The sequence below is a fragment of the Botrimarina mediterranea genome, assembly GCF_007753265.1.
In the GTDB taxonomy this organism is placed as follows: domain Bacteria; phylum Planctomycetota; class Planctomycetia; order Pirellulales; family Lacipirellulaceae; genus Botrimarina; species Botrimarina mediterranea.
In genome coordinates this window covers 3,469,824-3,484,172 of sequence record NZ_CP036349.1, presented here as the reverse complement: position 1 = coordinate 3,484,172, position 14,349 = coordinate 3,469,824, and the positions used below count along the sequence as shown (strand labels likewise).

Here is a 14,349-nt window from a genome sequence, read left to right as displayed (position 1 = left end):
ATTCTCTGTCCACGAATGGCCCTCCTTTTTCTCGGCGAAACACGCGTTGTGGACCGAGTATACCCGGTAAGGCGAGCGGGCCGCATCCTAGTGTACCGCGTCGCTAATGCGTGATCTTATCCAGGGTGGCCTTTGCCCGGGCGACTTTTTCGAGAATGGCGTCGGCGGTCTTGGTCCAGATGAAGCCTTCGGTCGTGTTGTTGTGGTGCTCGACGTAGCCCCTGATCGCCTTCACCAGCTCCCGCACGCTGCGGATCGTGCCGCGCGCCCTGGATTCGGCAAGAGAATACTTGAGGTCCTCCAAGCCCTCGGGGCCGGGAACTTGTTCAGACGGCGCTTGCAGATACGGCGGTTGATGATATCAGGCAACGATCCTGGGAAGCGAATTTCCCGCAAGATCTCCAGCTAGGCCGTGCGCCTCCCTATCCACATCCAAACGCCGCAAGCGGAGCCGCTGTCTGGTTCGGACCGCGCCCTCCTCGCCGGGCGGCGCCAGGCCCAGCCGGGCTAGGTCGTCCGGCGTCCAGGCGACGATCCATTGCTGTTCGGACGGGCGGACCTTAACCGCCTCGGCCCCCTCCAAATCCTCGGGAACGACCACCGACTCAAGCTCGCCAGGCGCGACCCAGGTCTTGTGGGCGCCGCGTTCGGCGGTGATGTAGTAGCCAGTGAGGCCGTTCTCGCGGCTCGTGACAGGCAGGTCGTAGAACTCGCACGGCAGGACCGCTTCCTTTAGAACCCGCTGCTCGCTCCTCCCCTCCCCGCTTCCGATTCGCGAGCTGTCAGACCGAAAAACTTCGAGGCACTCGTACTGCCCGAGAAGCCCTGAGGCCCAGTCGGCAGAGTCCTTGGACTGGCACCGCAAGAGCGCCTTGTTCGCGCACTGGGCGATGATCTCACCAGCGAGTTTGGCGCCTGCCGCCTCCTGAAACCCCTCAATGTCCTGGAATGCGAGGACAAGGCAAACGCCGCGCGACCGGCCCTTGTCGGCAAGCATCGTCACCTTGCCACTGGAAAGAAGCCCCTTGGCGAGCCGCAGCTCATCGACCCAGACCCAGGTGCGCCGTTTAGCCGAATTGCTCTGCACGTCGATCTGTTCGGCCAGGAATCGGAAAAGGGTACGGTTCATGACTTCAAGTGACGCCGATGCTGCCTCGTTGTCCCCGAGGATGAGGACCGAGCTGTCGGTGAGCCACCGCTTAAGGGACAGGCGGGCGGCTGCCCGCTGCCACTGGGCCGCGACCGCCTCGTAGAAGACCATGTTCGAGTAGACCGTCGAGGCGACGCAGTGACCAGTGTTGTTGTCTGGCAAGAAACCGGTAAGTGCGTCACTCCCGAAGCTGTCGCGACTCAAGACCGATTCGAGCCGCTCGCGGCTCGTTGTCGCAAGGACGAGGTCCGCGAAATTCCATTCGCCCGGGGAGTGCTTGATGAGGCTTAAGATGACGGCCCGGACCACGAGCCTCGCTGAATTCGAGAAGTAACGGCCCGTGCCTTCTTCGCTTTCAATGAGCGAGCAAGCAAGATTGAGCGCGTCGGTCGGACTGGTGATGTCGGCCGCGACATCCCAGGCGACCGCTTGCGGCCGCTGCGTGCGGCTGTCGAACGGGTTGAGCGTATAGACGGGTCCTGCGTAGCCGATGCGGGCCAAATAGGCGGCGGTGTCTCCTTTGGTGTCGTAGATGAGCACACGGGAGTCGGTTTCGGCGCCGATTCGGTTGAGCACGTTTTTCATCAGGCGGCGCTGTACCAGCGATTTTCCGGAGCCGGTGGCGCCCGCTGCGAGGAAGTGCTGCGTGGCGGCCGACTCAGGGAGCACGGCGTTTCCCCACAGGAGCCCATCCGCCAGACGCGCCCGCGGGGCGCCGGGCGAGGTCTTGAGACGACGCCCTCGCTCGTAGCGCCGTGCCCGCATGGCTCGAAAGACCTGCTTGTGCGTAGCGGCTGCGAGCAGCAGCACGAGGACAACCAGTATCCGCCACCATTCCATCAGACGGCCTCCAACGTGTGTTCGATCGCCATCTCGTTCTGTCGGCTGCGGCTCATCATGGCGGCCAGCTCATCGAGTCCGAGCGCTGCCGCTTCGTAGGTGAAAAGGCTGGTCGACTGCCGGGCGCGGCTTCCTGCGACGTAGCTCAGTTCGCGGTCGGTCGCCGCCGCCCCAACAAAATAGAACGCGTGCTCGCAGGTTGTTCCTTGAGCCTTGTGGACTGTCTGGGCGTAGGCGAGCGTGACGTGGGAGAAGATCTCCGTGTCGATCTCGACCTCGAATCCCGAGTCGAGCCGCACCCAAATCCGCTTGGCGTGAACCCCAGTGACTTCACCGAGTGTTCCGTTCTCCACGCCAAGTAGGCGGTTGTTCCGCGTCAACATCACCCGGTCGCCAAGATGGAGCCGCAGGCCGTCGACCTCAATGGCGTAGTCGCCAAGCTGGCCGCGGCGGCGCATCACATCCTGGACACGGCGGTTGAGTTCGCGGGTGTCGAGCACGGTGGACGACATGACGAGCACATCAGAAACGCCTCCTGGCGCCCGCAACGCGAGCCGCTCCCACCGCTCACACAGCCGCTCGATGGCGTCTTCGCGTTCTAGGGCGAGAAAGAGACGCCCGCGGCGGTCCAGGGCGGTAAGGGCCGCTGCGGCGTCCCCCGCTCGCAGGTCGAGCACGACTTGGCGGGCCCAGGCGTCTTGTTGCCTTACGACCTGGGTCATCTCGGTTGTCCCGAGCGTCTCGGTGATTTTTCGGAACGGGGCGCCCGCCGCGACGGCCTGCGTCTGGCGCTCATCGCCGACGAGAACCACCTTGGCTCCGGCCGCCTCGACGCGGCTAAGAAGCGACGCCATGTGCCGGGTGCCGACCGTGCCCGCTTCATCGACGATGACAACGGTTTTGTAGTCGAGCTGTCTTAGCCCCCGGTCTAGTTCAACGAACAAGCGGTCGAGGTGTGTGGACTCGATCCCGGAATTCGCTTCGAGCACCTTAGCGGACTTGGCGGCAAGCGACGTTCCGAGCAGCCGGTAGCCGGATGCTTCGAGGACACGTTTTGCGACGCCCAGCATAAAAGTCTTTCCTGTCCCGGCGAACCCGGTGACACAGATTGCGTCCCCGCCGGTGGCGATCCGCTCGACTGCCCGTTGCTGTTCGTGTTTGAGAGTCGGGAAACCTGCTGTGACCTGATGAACTAGTGCTGATGAAATGGCGTGTCCGTGACGGCGTGACAACCGGGCTGCGGCGTCTAGGGCTTGCCGCTCTAGCCGGAGCATCTCGCGGGTCGTGTAGCTCGGCACACGTTCTTTGTCTTGAAGTCTTACGATTTCGCGGTTGCCGGTGAGCTGGGCCTCTACGGCTCGGGTCACGTCGTCGATCCCGACGCCTGCTCCTTGCGACTCGATGGCTGCTTGTTCGAGCAGTTCGTTTCGGGTAAAGCGGGCGGCGTGGTCGAGGAGGCCTGTTAGCGCGCGGTCGCTGACTTCGCTTGCCTTCGACAATTTTTCTTCGGGCGTAAGGCTTCGGTTGTTACCGAAGAGGTTCGCCGCTTGCTGTCTCCCAAAACCCCACGCCCTGCCCTGCTCGGCCCACGCCGTGTCGAGTTCTTGCCTCGTGAATCGCTTCTTGTCGGCGCGGGTCACGAGAGCCGCCTTCTCGGCAGCTTTCGCGCCGGACAGGCCGTGGCGTCGGAGCCAAGTCTCGACTTCGGCCCGGCGTTTGCTCATCGCACGGACAAGCCCTTCGGGAACGCCCGTGACCTCCCACCAGCTCACCGGTTCGTCCCGTCCCTCACGATTCGGGCGGTGTGTCGCGACGCCGAGTTGGTCTTGCAGAAGCATCGAGACCTCAGCCCGAAAGAGGCCGCCGAGCGCGTTCTTCATCCGGCGAGAGAAGAGATGCCGGGCGTCAATCGCCCCGCTCGTCCCGTCCTCGCGGACCGCCACGTTGGGGGTCACGCAGTGGTAGTGGCGATTAGCGTCGGGCGCCTCGCCCGGCACACCGCGGGCCGTGTCGTGCTGAAAAACAGCGAAGACGAGCCGCGCGTCCTCAATGGCGTGCGACCCCTTGCCACGCCGCGTCTTGCCACAAAGCTCTTCGACCACACGCAGGGTGCGGAGCAAGGCTCGCTCTGCAACCGTGTCGAGCCGGAAGCGGTCGGCCTCGGACGCCTGGCTCCATAGCACGCTAAAACTCTTGGGGAGCGAGAACGTGAGGTCAAACCCGGCCCGCCGCCCCCGGGCGCCGCGCTGGTTCTGCACGAGCGAGCGGGCGCCGTCAGGGCTCTTGCCTTCAAGAAGGTTCCGGAACGCCTCGGGGGTCACATCGCCTGCAAGGCCGAGCGACCCGGCGCCCTCGCCCCGCCAGACTCCGGGCCGTGCCCCGTCCTCGCTGTAGTAGTCGTGGCTCTCGGCCTCGCCGAGGTGGGCGTAGTAGGTAAGGATGTCGCCGTCAGAAGTGAGGGGTTTGATCGAGAGCACGGCCCTACTCCCCGTCAACGACCGCGTCGTTAAAATCGCGGCGGAGCCGGATGGTCTCATCAACCACCTGCTGCATCATGGATTTGAGGTCGAGGTAGCGGTGATCGCTAAAGGCGATCCCGGCCATCCGCAGGTACTGCCCCGGGCGGACGCCGCTCTTCTCACACTCCTCGGCGATCTTCTCGGCCTGCGGCCGCGCAAAGCGGATCGTGATCTTCTCGCACTGCTCAACAAGCGACTTGCTGGTTCTAGCCATGGGCGCCCTCCCACTCGTTGTCGAGCCGGTCGAGGGCGTCAACGATCGCTTGCTCGACGAACTTCTTCTTCGCGGTTTTTTTGCCGCGCGACTCCATCGTCAAGAGCGCGAGTTTGAGCCGCCAGCAGACCTGCTTCGGGATATCGACGCTCAGCTTTTCTTCCTCGGCCGCCGCCGGGGGCGTCGGGATGACCTCGGTGAGCGTTGTCTTCGGTTTCTTCTTGGTGGGGGGATTTTTTCTCGCCATAGCAGAAAATGCCACGACCACGATTCTTAGTCAAAGATCGCAAATCGGCGCGAGAGAGCGTTGGGACCCCCATTCGGAAAAACCCTCGTTCCCTCGTTTTGCCGACCGAACCCTCGAACGGAAAAACCCTCGTTCGATCAAACGATCGCTGACAACCCCTTCTCCCCTTCATTCCTGGATTCCACACCCGTGCTCCCCTGGAGCGACAAGCGGGGCGCCGCCCGAGACCGTGACAACGGACGACACGGGCTGCTTTGCGACACAGAAAAACGCCGCAACCACAGCGAATTACTCGAGTCGACACGCGGCGGATGCACGCTGCGAAAAGGACACGTCTAGATTGCGGCGACAGGCCCGAGCCGTCGGCAGTTTCTGAAAATCAAGCCCATGAACGGTTTCTTCATCTTGCCGACACGCGATAAGTCACACTGCCGTTCGGTCGCTCCATACCACAGGCATGGACCAAGCAGACCGACTCGTCTTCATCGACATCGAAACCGCAGGCTTTAAGCCCACGGCGCCGCTCATCGAGTTAGCTGCGATCGCCGTCACATCCGGCTCGTTCCAAGAGCTTGAGACCCTTGAGATGAAGATCGCGTTCGAGATGAAAGACGCCTGCCCCCGCTCGCTCGGGGTCACGAAGTTTAGCCCCTCCCTTTGGGAGCGGTACGCCCTGCCACCAGAAGACGCCGCCGCAAAACTCGCCGTGTTCCTGCGCCGCCATGCAATCGAAGAGGTGCTGAGAAAGAAACCTAGGGTGTCGCACTCACTGGCCCGGCTCGCCGCCTACAACGCCGCCTACGACGGGCCACGGGTCGATAACTGGGCGACGCGGCTGGGAGTCTACTTGCCAATACGAAAGAGATCGCTTTGCGTCATGCAGCGAACGCTCTGGTTCTTTGAGGAGAACCAGGGGCTCACTCCGCCGCGCGACTACAAACTCGCAACCATCGCCGAGCACCTGGGACTTACGGCAATGCCTACGCATTCGGCGCTTGATGTCGTGCGCGCCACGGTCGAGCTTGCCCGGGTCTTAGCAGAGCACAACCGGATAACCACCACCCGAGCGGCATGACGCGGCTCGGGGCATCGAATGGAGAAACCCTATGACGAACCAAAAAGCACCGATTGGCGAGCTGACCCTGGTAGGCACGGTCGCCGTCCAGCTCTACTCCCGCGTCTACTACGGCCGCATCGAGTACTTCGCCGAGATCGGCAAGCCCTGGACGAACCACCAGAACGGGGTCACCAAGATCATCCCGCAGATGAAGGCAGCTTCCACGCGGGACTACGTCGCCGCCACGAGCCTCGCCGCCGAGAAGCTCGATGAGCTTTCCCGGGCCCAGTTCCAACACGGCGTCCACGCCGCGGCCCAATCGACCTCACCGCTCGGGGCGGACGCATCGCGGACCAAGGAGCCGCTCAAACTGAAGCTCGCCTAGGCTCGCTCCGGTGTGGCTCTCAGAGGCGGCCCTTATCGGTCGTTTGCGAGAGCCCTGGCAGAGTGTGCTGTCGATCATGGTTCAGGGGCCTTTCTTCTTTTCGTGTTCAACCACCACGCAACCAAGAGAGGTGTCCCATGGCGAGCTACAACCGCGTTGTCCTCCTCGGCAATCTGACCGCCGACCCGGAGCTGCGCTACACGGCTGGCAAGAAAGCGGTCGTCGATGTCGGCGTCGCGATCAACGAACGGTACAAGCGAGACGGCGAGTACGTCGAGGAGGTGAGCTTTCTCGACGTGACCTTCTTCGGCCGCACGGCAGAAGTCGCTAGCGAGTTCCTCTCAAAGGGCGCCCCGGCGCTCATCGAGGGGCGGCTCAAGCAGGAGCGGTGGGAGAAAGATGGCCAGCGACGCTCACGCGTCAAGGTCATTGCGGACCGGCTCACGCTGATCGGCCCCCGCCAAGCTGATGACAATGAAGAAGCGGTCGCCGCCGGCGCCGCTGAGTTCTGACGGGTTTTTCTTGACGAAGGTTCCTGCACCGGCACGCACACTCTGCCCAGGGCCTTCTTTTGAATGGTCTAGGGAACGACGTCCGTCAAAGGGTCGGCGTGGTGTAGCCGTTTGGCCTACTTTGTCGTGGGGTGCTGAATAGCCGTGACCGATGCAAGCAAGGAGCGAGGGCTCTCGCTGAGCGTTGGCACGGCACGGCTGCTCCCGAAGACGGCGGCGCCTTTTCTGTTTCGGGACAAACGTTGGAGTTCCCGCTTCCTCCGGTTGCATATCCGGACGCAGAGCGCGTCCGTACCGTATCGTCTCACCGACCCCTCTGACTCTGGCTGCCAGTATTCAGAACGAGGCCGTCGCACGCTCAAGTCTCCTACCTCCCCATTGGCCAGACGCGAGCCCCCAACGCCGCGGGGCGTTCTGACTCCCCGAGGTCGTGGCTAACGGAACGCCCTGGGCTGGCGCTCGCCAATGGGCACGACGCCTTACGAGCGCCGATTGGTTCTCGTCAAAACCCCCGTGCTACCACCACTGAGGTGCGACGGGATGCTGTCACTCGATGTGGGCAGCGCCGTCCGTTCGGAAGAAGATTGACGTGGAACGATTACGTGATACTCTCCTCGTGCGGCGTGCCATCGAACCGGCGTTGGGAGTGAAGCTCCGAGAGTGCGCCACACACCACTTCGCCGCCTGAGCGTCCGCGCCGTTTTCGTTGAGAATGCCGGCAGCCTATTCAGGGAAAGCGCCACCGGTCACGCTCGAGATCAATAGCCTCATGCTCTTTGCCGGGTTCTCATGACCATCCGATCATCAAGACTCCCCGCCGTCCCTCTCATCCTCCACCTCGCAGTCAGCTTTGCCTTCGCCGGAGCGATAAGGTTCGACCAGGCAACGGACGCTGTAGGCACGTGGGGAGCCCAAGTCAATCCCCGGGCGACTGTTCTCGGGAACAGCGCGACACTTGAGGCATGGGTCGCATTTAGTAACGTCAACTCGGCGTTCGGCGAGTTCTACAGCGAATGGGCACTCGCCTTCGAAGACAAACACCTCCGACTCGGGCCCTCGCGAATCGAGGGTTTCCTGTTGGGGGCATCCGCCGCTGGCGACCTTGTCGCGACGCCGTCGATGGGTTTGAACCGGTGGTATCACGTGGCCTACGTCTACACCGGCTCCGAGGAGTCGATCTATGTGAACGGTACACGGCTCGCTAGCCGCGCAGCATCCGGCAACATCATGGATTATCCGCGACCGGGAGAGAACCCGCAGTTTAACGAGGGCTATGCTGGACTGGGCGCGTATCGCCGTCCAAGTCTCTCGCCGAGCTTCGAGGGTGTGGTCGAGTCGATCCGAGTATCCTCATCCGCCCGCTACACGGGAGATTCGTTCGTTGTCCCACACTTCGGCGACTTTGAGAACGATGCGACGACGGTCTCCCTGATGAACTTCGAAGAAGCACCAGGAAGCGAATTTGTAACGGCAGTTGGTCCGGGTGGCTTTACTGGTCGATTGGGAACAATCATCCCGGGACCCAACGGGACTCAGCCTACGCTGCTGTCGTCATATGATGCGCTCCTGCCGGGCGACTTCAACGAAGACGGGGCCGTGGACGCAGCAGACTATACCGTTTGGCGAGATGCGCTGGGTACACCTGCGGTGGGACAAGCCGACGCCGACGCAGATGGCGATGTCGATGGCCGTGACTACGCAATCTGGAGGAGTTTCTATGCATCCCAGCCGGGAGCCGAATCGCTACACGGATTTGCCGCGCCCGAGCCGGGCGGTGTCAGTCTCTTCGCCCTCGCAATAGGCTTTGCCGCGTGTTCATCTGTCCGAAGAGTGCACAACTGAACAACTTATTCGAAGCGGCAGCCACCACGCTTATGGCCGTCGCTCCTGCGCTTGCTGACAGCCTCACACACTCCTCGGGCGTGCCGTACTGACTCGGCAAGAGCCTAGTCCCTCGAACCCCAAGAAGCAGGTCTTTCAGAATTCGGTCGAGATATCTCTGCGTCCGTACCGAAGCGTTTAGTCGGCGACGCCGCTCTACCTGCTCTTCCAGAATCCGCAAGAGGGACTGGTACTGATCTTCGAGAACGACTCGGTCGTCGCACTCACCGGCCATGACCGCCGACTGAGACGCAAGGACGAGCATGCGGTTCAAGACCGCGTTCGCTTCTAGCACGACGTAGTTCACCACCTCGACATCACGACGATCGTAAGCCCCTGGCGGGCAGTCCGCATCTGCGATTCCAATGTCTGGCTTCGCAAGCATCAGAGCACACATAAGTATACAAAATAGATTTACAGTCCTTCTCATCCCATCCTCCTGCTCGTGCCCCCCGCGGCGAGTTTTCAGCCGTGGCTCGGCGTGTTAAAGCGTCCCCGTGTGAACGGTAACGCAGGCTTCACGACTATCACGTTGCGGCGAGTAGGTCAAAGTAAATCGCCTCTATCGCCAGTTTGCGAATACTGCCTGATACGATTCTCAAAGCTAGGAACCTGTCGGCGCCAGTGCTCGAAGAGCGCCGCTTCGAGATACGTCGCGTAATGCGGTGTCGTAGCCGGGTCGGCTTTTCTAAGCGACTTGCCGTACGCAGCGCTCTCGGCGATTGCCTCGGCGCGGAACTGTTCGTACACCTCCTCGTTGAGCGACCGCACGAATGCGCTGAACTCCGCCTTCTCCTCCTGACGGCGACGTTCCTCGCTCGCCCTCATACGGTCTTCTCGGTTGACCTTGCGTTTGTCTGCGGCACGTGAGGCACGGAGTTTTTGTTCTTCGACTTCGGGAGGCGTGTAATCGTCACGGAACTTGTATGGCTCTTCTGAGGTGATGTTACCGTGGAGCCAGCCCGGCCCGACCCGCTCGCCAGATTCCCGGCGGTGGTCGTAATTGGCGATTGCTTGCCGAACTCGCTCCCGGCTGTCGGCGGAAACCAGCTGCTCGGCGCCGCTCACGCCTCGGCGACGCAGTTCGCCAACGAGTGGGTCACGGGTTTGCGGCTTTGCGGTATCAAGAGCGTGGTAGACCACCTCGGCCTGCTGACCGCGGCCGACGTACTCGGCGCGGCAGAACCCCTTGCGCTCCAACTCGCTATGTGCCTTCTTGAGCGTCGCCTTGATCTGACCGTTATGGTTCTTCTCGCTTATCCCGATCTTGTTGACCGCGAAGTGCTTGAGCCCCAGGCGGACGCTCTTAGTGCGGTAGAACCGCTTGCCGAGAAACCGGTAGGCTCGCCTGGAGACCGCGTTCTCAAGGCCTAGCAAGAACTCGTAGTCAAGACTCCGGAGGTTCCCGGCCTCAAAACTCTCCCACATGAAGTCGCCCCAGACAAAGAACGCTTTTTCGGGGAGGCCCGTTTCAGGGTCGCGCCCGCTTGACTGCCAGCGGTCGAGGATCCCGACGACATCCCTCACCGGCTTGCGCTTGCCCTTGTTCCAGTAGGCGCCCTCGGAAACGACCGAGATGGTCGAGTAGCGGTCGAGCGCTCGGCGGAGCCTGGCGTAGGCGGGTCCGTCGGTCTTCCACCGCATGGCCCGCAGGAACGAGGCGGGCTCAAAATCAACGCGGCGGCTCTCAAAGCCCGCCTCCTTGGTCGCTCGCAGGCACCCCATAAGCACCTCGTCGTCAACCGAGGTGGGGAGCCCAAACGGCGCCTGGCCGAGCACTGTGACGCGTCGCAAACACCGCTCGCCCGTGTCGGGGTCGGTCGCTTCGTCCTCGAACACCAAGCGATCGACGCCTGCCGGAGGTCGTTCGCCGATCGTACTGAGCGGGAACTCGGCTAGGTTCATTTCGTCTGAGATGATGTGGGAACTCTGGGGTCTTCGCATTCGCCTCCTACAAGGACAGGGTACTCGTTCATAAAGAATGGCTCTTCTAGATCTCTACTCTTTCTAGATCTCTAGATTAGGGCCCTCTAACCCCGCGAATCGACTGCCGAATCGGGGGCGTTTTATCGGTCAGATAACGACCAACTGTCGGTCACGTAACGACCGTCTGTCGGTCGTCTAACGAAGCGTCTGTCGGTCATTCAACGTCCGTTGTCGGCCGTTTAACGCGATTCAACTGTCGGTCAGATAACGACGCTTGTCGGGTGAGAACAACGCATCAACTCAAGCCGCAACTTTAACCGCCTTAAAGCAGACCTTAGATCGGTTCATCCTCAGATGGCAAGATGCGAATACGCACGTAGCTTTCTGACTACCGCGATTCTCTGGCGGCCGGTTAACGGCGGGGCATCGAACCGGCTCCGTGAGCAGCTCGTTGCTTGAGCGCAGCTCGCACGGCGCCAGAATTGCCCAGAGAGCCAGAAACTTCCGGCCTCCAGAATTGGCTCATGAGCAGACTTTTTCGTTGACCTCCCTTACCCCTAGGTCGGACCGAGATCTCGTCGCAGCGAGCAACCTGGCGCCCTTCTCGCGCCTACGCGTCGGCGCCGACTGCCCTATCAGACTTCCTCGGGGACGAGTTGACTTGTCGACAACGCGCGTTCGTGCGTGATTGGTGGGTCGGCAAAGAAGCTGCGTCCGAAACCACTTGAGCGCGTAGTCAAAAAAGTAGCTTGCCACTCGACGGAACTCCGTGATAGCGTCGGCGTGTGAGTAGCAAGCATCAGCCCGCAAGCGGGCAACCATTCGTCATCGGATTCTGTAACGGCAAGGGCGGTCCCGGAAAGACAACCCTTGCCCTCAACTCCACCGTCGAGCTCTTTGATCAGGGCCGTCACGTCGCACTCATCGACGGCGAAGAGGGGGGCATCAACGCCGGAGCGCTCAACCGCTTCGAGCCACGGATCGAGACCCGCAGAGCAAGGACCGCGTTTGAGATCGACGACGCTATTCAGGAACTTGGCCAAAGCCACGACATCATTCTCTTTGACGCCCCCGGACAGACCTCGGGCGAGGAGGTGGCCACCATCTGCTCGGTCGCTGACCTCGTGGTCGTTCCCATCAAGCTCTCGCTCAAGGACGTTCGCGGGAGCAACTCGGTGCTCCGCATGGTGCGCCGTCTGCAACAACGCCAGAACGGCAAGCCCGAATCGGTGATCGTCTTCAACGAGGTCCGACCGCTGGGAGAGGGGAGGCAGAGCCGCAGCGCCGCCAACTACCGGCGTCAGTTGATCGACGCCGGGTACCAAGTCGCACGGTCCGAGATCCGCTACTACGAATGGCACCGGCTCTGTGAGTTCGTGACCCGCAACCCGATGGCCAATCTGCAGAGGAGCAGCGACAAGTGCGCGATGGACTTCGGGGCGTTTGTCTATGAGGTGATCCTGCAACGGCTGCCGACTACCGAGAGGGTCGCCAATGGTTGACAACTCTGCTTACGACATCACGGCCGAGATCGATCCGGTCGAGAAGCTCGACGACATCCAGGCAAAGATCAAGCAGCGCCGACGCGAGCGTGAACAGAAGGCCGCAGCGTCATCTGCTGCGGTGACTTCGCTGTCCGATCCTCAGGAGGACGATCAAACGGAAGCTGCAAGAGAGGCGGCCACAAAGAAGCGGGCGGCCGATTCCGCCAAGAAAAAGCGTGAGGAAGAAGAACGGTTACTCCAAGAGAGAGCCCAAGAGTTAAGAGAGAGCCGCTGGATCACCGCCGGGCACAAGGTCCGAGAGAAGCGGGTTGAAAGGCTCGACCGCATCTTCTACCGGCTCAAGGCGGACGGACAGTTCAGTGGCGCCAAGCAGGAGTTCTACGACGAGGGGCTCGCCTTGCTTGAAGAGAAGTACGCCGCAACGGGCAAGTCGGCTGGCTAGTTTTGTCTGCCTACTGGCTCAGGCCATGGCGAGGTATTTGGAAATCAGGCGTTGCTCAGAAAAACGTCTTTTGGACCGCTGGCTCAGCCGTTGATTGGAGAAGGATCGGCTCGATGATCTGGACGAGGAAGTCGGCGGCGGCGAAACCGAAAGCCGACGCGTAGGCGTCAACTAGCCCTTCGTACTGGTTGGTGAGGTCGTTGTATTCCCGTTGCAGCTCATCCAACCGATCCGGTTCCGAGAGAGGCCAGCCTGTTCGTGGATGGACTCTTAACGTGAGGCTTCGCTCGACATGACGCTGTTCAAGGAGTGTCGCGGTCAACGCAATCGAGTGCTCCTTGACGATCGAAGCCACCTCACCAGGGCTCGGCCGGGGGGAGCCCTCTCGACAGACGCCGAACACACCGGCTTCGATGGCGATCTCGAGCGGTTCGGGGCTGGGCAGCGTAAGCTCTCCCCAAGAACTAGTGTACTGCGTCACTCAGTCTTGATCTTATCGAGGGTGGCTTTGGCGCGGGCGACTTTTTCGAGGATGTCGTCGGCGGTGGCCTTCCACTGGAAGCCTTCCGTGGTGTCGTTGTGGTGCTCGACGTAGCCCTCGATCGCTTGGATCAGTTCGGGGACCCCCGAGAACGTGCCGCGTCGGAGCCGCTCGCTGGTGAGGTCCGCGAAGAACAGTTCCACCAGATTGAGCCAGCTGCTGGAGGTGGGGATGAAGTGCAGGTGGAATCGCTTGTGCCGCTTCAGCCACCGCAACACTTTGGGATGTTTATGCGTCGCGTAGTTGTCGGCGATCAGGTGCAGGTCCAGCTCGGGCGGCGTGCGGGCGTCGATCTCCTCCAGGAACTTGATCCACTCCTGATGCCGATGACGCGCCATACACTTGTCGATGACGATCCCCTCCGCCACGTTGAGCGCCGCGAGCAGCGTGGTCGTCCCGTTCCGCTTGTAGTCGTGCGTCATCGTCCCGCAGCGGCCCGGGTGGATCGGCAGCCCCTTCTGCGTCCGGTCGAGCGCCTGGATCGATGTCTTCTCGTCGACACTCAGCACGATCGCGTGTTCGGGCGGGTTGAGGTACAGACCCACCACGTCGCGGACCTTCTCGGCGAAGTGCGGGTCGCTGGAGACCTTAAAGGTCTTCACCCGGTGCGGCTGCAGGCCGTGCGCCCGCCACACGCGGGCAACCCGCGTGTCGCTCACCCCCAGTTCCTTGGCCAGCGTGCGGGTGCTCCACTGCGTGGCGTGCTCTGGCTCGGTCTGCGTGGTCGCTTCCAGAATCCGCTCGGTCAGCTCGGCCCGGTTAGCGCTCGGGTTGCCCGGCCGCGGGGCGTCCTGCTCGATCCCCGCCAGACGCTTCTGGGCGAACCGCTTCCGCCACGTCCCGACCGGGCCGCGGGCCATGCCGACTTCCACGGCGATCTGGGCGTTGGTCTTCCCGTCGGCCGCCAGCAGCACGATCCGAGCCCGCTTCATCAGCCGCACGGGCGTCGAGTGGCCTCGGCTGTACTTGCTGAGCTTCGTTCGCTCTTCGTCCGTCAACTCGATCGCAACCGCTACCCGCATGGCGCCCTCCGTGGGTTAGAACGCCTCGCGTTCTATCACCATCAACGGCTCAGCGCAATACGCCCAGGGAACAGCGCCGCGGTACACTAGCTCTATCGGCATTTGAGT

General features: G+C 62.1%; 14 protein-coding genes. 6 read left to right on the top strand and 8 right to left on the bottom strand.

Annotated elements, in window-relative coordinates; translation table 11 throughout:
* Positions 1 to 103: 103 nt before the first annotated feature.
* From Spa11_RS13310 to Spa11_RS13290, 5 genes are read right to left on the bottom strand one after another with little or no spacing between them, the layout of a single operon-like run.
* Positions 104 to 304 carry a hypothetical protein gene (locus tag Spa11_RS13310; RefSeq protein ID WP_145113020.1) on the bottom strand — a complete coding sequence of 67 codons (201 nt, stop codon included), beginning with the start codon at positions 302 to 304 and terminating at the stop codon, positions 104 to 106.
* Between the two features lie 57 nt (positions 305 to 361).
* Positions 362 to 1,990 (bottom strand): type IV secretory system conjugative DNA transfer family protein, encoded by a 1,629-nt coding sequence (locus tag Spa11_RS13305; RefSeq protein ID WP_145113018.1) that lies wholly within the window; start codon positions 1,988 to 1,990, stop codon positions 362 to 364.
* Positions 1,990 to 4,467 carry a MobF family relaxase gene (mobF, locus tag Spa11_RS13300; protein ID WP_197529380.1) on the bottom strand — a complete coding sequence of 826 codons (2,478 nt, stop codon included), beginning with the start codon at positions 4,465 to 4,467 and terminating at the stop codon, positions 1,990 to 1,992. Before mobF ends, Spa11_RS13305 begins: the two co-directional genes overlap by 1 nt.
* Positions 4,468 to 4,471: 4 nt before the next feature.
* Complete coding sequence (locus Spa11_RS13295) at positions 4,472 to 4,723, bottom strand: hypothetical protein (protein ID WP_145113007.1); 252 nt, start codon at positions 4,721 to 4,723, stop codon at positions 4,472 to 4,474.
* Positions 4,716 to 4,970, bottom strand: coding sequence for a hypothetical protein (locus Spa11_RS13290; protein ID WP_145113005.1), 255 nt, complete (start codon positions 4,968 to 4,970; stop codon positions 4,716 to 4,718). The genes Spa11_RS13295 and Spa11_RS13290 overlap by 8 nt, the downstream gene beginning before the upstream one ends.
* Before the next feature lie 457 nt (positions 4,971 to 5,427).
* Between Spa11_RS13290 and Spa11_RS13285 the strand changes: the two genes are divergently transcribed.
* The 4 genes from Spa11_RS13285 (at position 5,428) to Spa11_RS13270 (ending at position 8,766) form a co-directional block, all read left to right on the top strand.
* Positions 5,428 to 6,045 (top strand): 3'-5' exonuclease, encoded by a 618-nt coding sequence (locus tag Spa11_RS13285; RefSeq protein ID WP_145113003.1) that lies wholly within the window; start codon positions 5,428 to 5,430, stop codon positions 6,043 to 6,045.
* 31 nt (positions 6,046 to 6,076) lie between these two features.
* Entirely contained in the window at positions 6,077 to 6,412 is a 336-nt protein-coding gene (locus Spa11_RS13280; RefSeq protein ID WP_145113001.1) for a hypothetical protein, read from the top strand.
* Positions 6,413 to 6,549: 137 nt separating this feature from the next.
* The gene (ssb, locus tag Spa11_RS13275; RefSeq protein ID WP_145112999.1) at positions 6,550 to 6,924 is read left to right on the top strand and encodes a single-stranded DNA-binding protein; all 375 of its coding nucleotides are present in this window, start codon (positions 6,550 to 6,552) and stop codon (positions 6,922 to 6,924) included.
* Between the two features lie 789 nt (positions 6,925 to 7,713).
* Positions 7,714 to 8,766 (top strand): LamG domain-containing protein, encoded by a 1,053-nt coding sequence (locus tag Spa11_RS13270; RefSeq protein WP_145112997.1) that lies wholly within the window; start codon positions 7,714 to 7,716, stop codon positions 8,764 to 8,766.
* Between the two features lie 585 nt (positions 8,767 to 9,351).
* Here the strand turns inward: Spa11_RS13270 and Spa11_RS13265 are convergent.
* Positions 9,352 to 10,710 (bottom strand): replication initiator protein A, encoded by a 1,359-nt coding sequence (locus Spa11_RS13265; RefSeq protein ID WP_197529379.1) that lies wholly within the window; start codon positions 10,708 to 10,710, stop codon positions 9,352 to 9,354.
* Between the two features lie 806 nt (positions 10,711 to 11,516).
* Here Spa11_RS13265 and Spa11_RS13260 point away from each other — a divergent pair.
* Positions 11,517 to 12,233, top strand: a complete 717-nt coding sequence (locus Spa11_RS13260) for a ParA family protein (protein ID WP_145112993.1) — start codon at positions 11,517 to 11,519, stop codon at positions 12,231 to 12,233.
* A complete protein-coding gene (locus Spa11_RS13255) occupies positions 12,226 to 12,678 on the top strand; it encodes a hypothetical protein (RefSeq protein ID WP_145112990.1) in 453 nt (150 codons plus the stop codon). Before Spa11_RS13260 ends, Spa11_RS13255 begins: the two co-directional genes overlap by 8 nt.
* A 55-nt stretch (positions 12,679 to 12,733) precedes the next feature.
* On the opposite strand, the gene Spa11_RS13250 is transcribed toward Spa11_RS13255, so the two are convergent.
* Both Spa11_RS13250 and Spa11_RS13245 read right to left on the bottom strand, forming a co-directional pair.
* Entirely contained in the window at positions 12,734 to 13,159 is a 426-nt protein-coding gene (locus tag Spa11_RS13250; protein ID WP_145112988.1) for a hypothetical protein, read from the bottom strand.
* On the bottom strand, positions 13,156 to 14,241 hold the full coding sequence (locus Spa11_RS13245) for an IS630 family transposase (RefSeq protein ID WP_145112986.1): 1,086 nt from the start codon (positions 14,239 to 14,241) through the stop codon (positions 13,156 to 13,158). Before Spa11_RS13245 ends, Spa11_RS13250 begins: the two co-directional genes overlap by 4 nt.
* Positions 14,242 to 14,349 lie beyond the last annotated feature (108 nt).

Coding starts and splice junctions, on each gene's coding strand:
- Spa11_RS13295 (WP_145113007.1), bottom strand. CDS start 4,723: ATGGCTAGAACCAGCAAGTCGCTTGTTGAGCAGTGCGAGAAGATCACG.
- Spa11_RS13270 (WP_145112997.1), top strand. CDS start 7,714: ATGACCATCCGATCATCAAGACTCCCCGCCGTCCCTCTCATCCTCCAC.
- Spa11_RS13265 (WP_197529379.1), bottom strand. CDS start 10,710: ATGAACCTAGCCGAGTTCCCGCTCAGTACGATCGGCGAACGACCTCCG.
- Spa11_RS13255 (WP_145112990.1), top strand. CDS start 12,226: ATGGTTGACAACTCTGCTTACGACATCACGGCCGAGATCGATCCGGTC.
- Spa11_RS13305 (WP_145113018.1), bottom strand. CDS start 1,990: ATGGAATGGTGGCGGATACTGGTTGTCCTCGTGCTGCTGCTCGCAGCC.
- Spa11_RS13285 (WP_145113003.1), top strand. CDS start 5,428: ATGGACCAAGCAGACCGACTCGTCTTCATCGACATCGAAACCGCAGGC.
- Spa11_RS13290 (WP_145113005.1), bottom strand. CDS start 4,970: ATGGCGAGAAAAAATCCCCCCACCAAGAAGAAACCGAAGACAACGCTC.
- Spa11_RS13245 (WP_145112986.1), bottom strand. CDS start 14,241: ATGCGGGTAGCGGTTGCGATCGAGTTGACGGACGAAGAGCGAACGAAG.
- ssb (WP_145112999.1), top strand. CDS start 6,550: ATGGCGAGCTACAACCGCGTTGTCCTCCTCGGCAATCTGACCGCCGAC.
- Spa11_RS13280 (WP_145113001.1), top strand. CDS start 6,077: ATGACGAACCAAAAAGCACCGATTGGCGAGCTGACCCTGGTAGGCACG.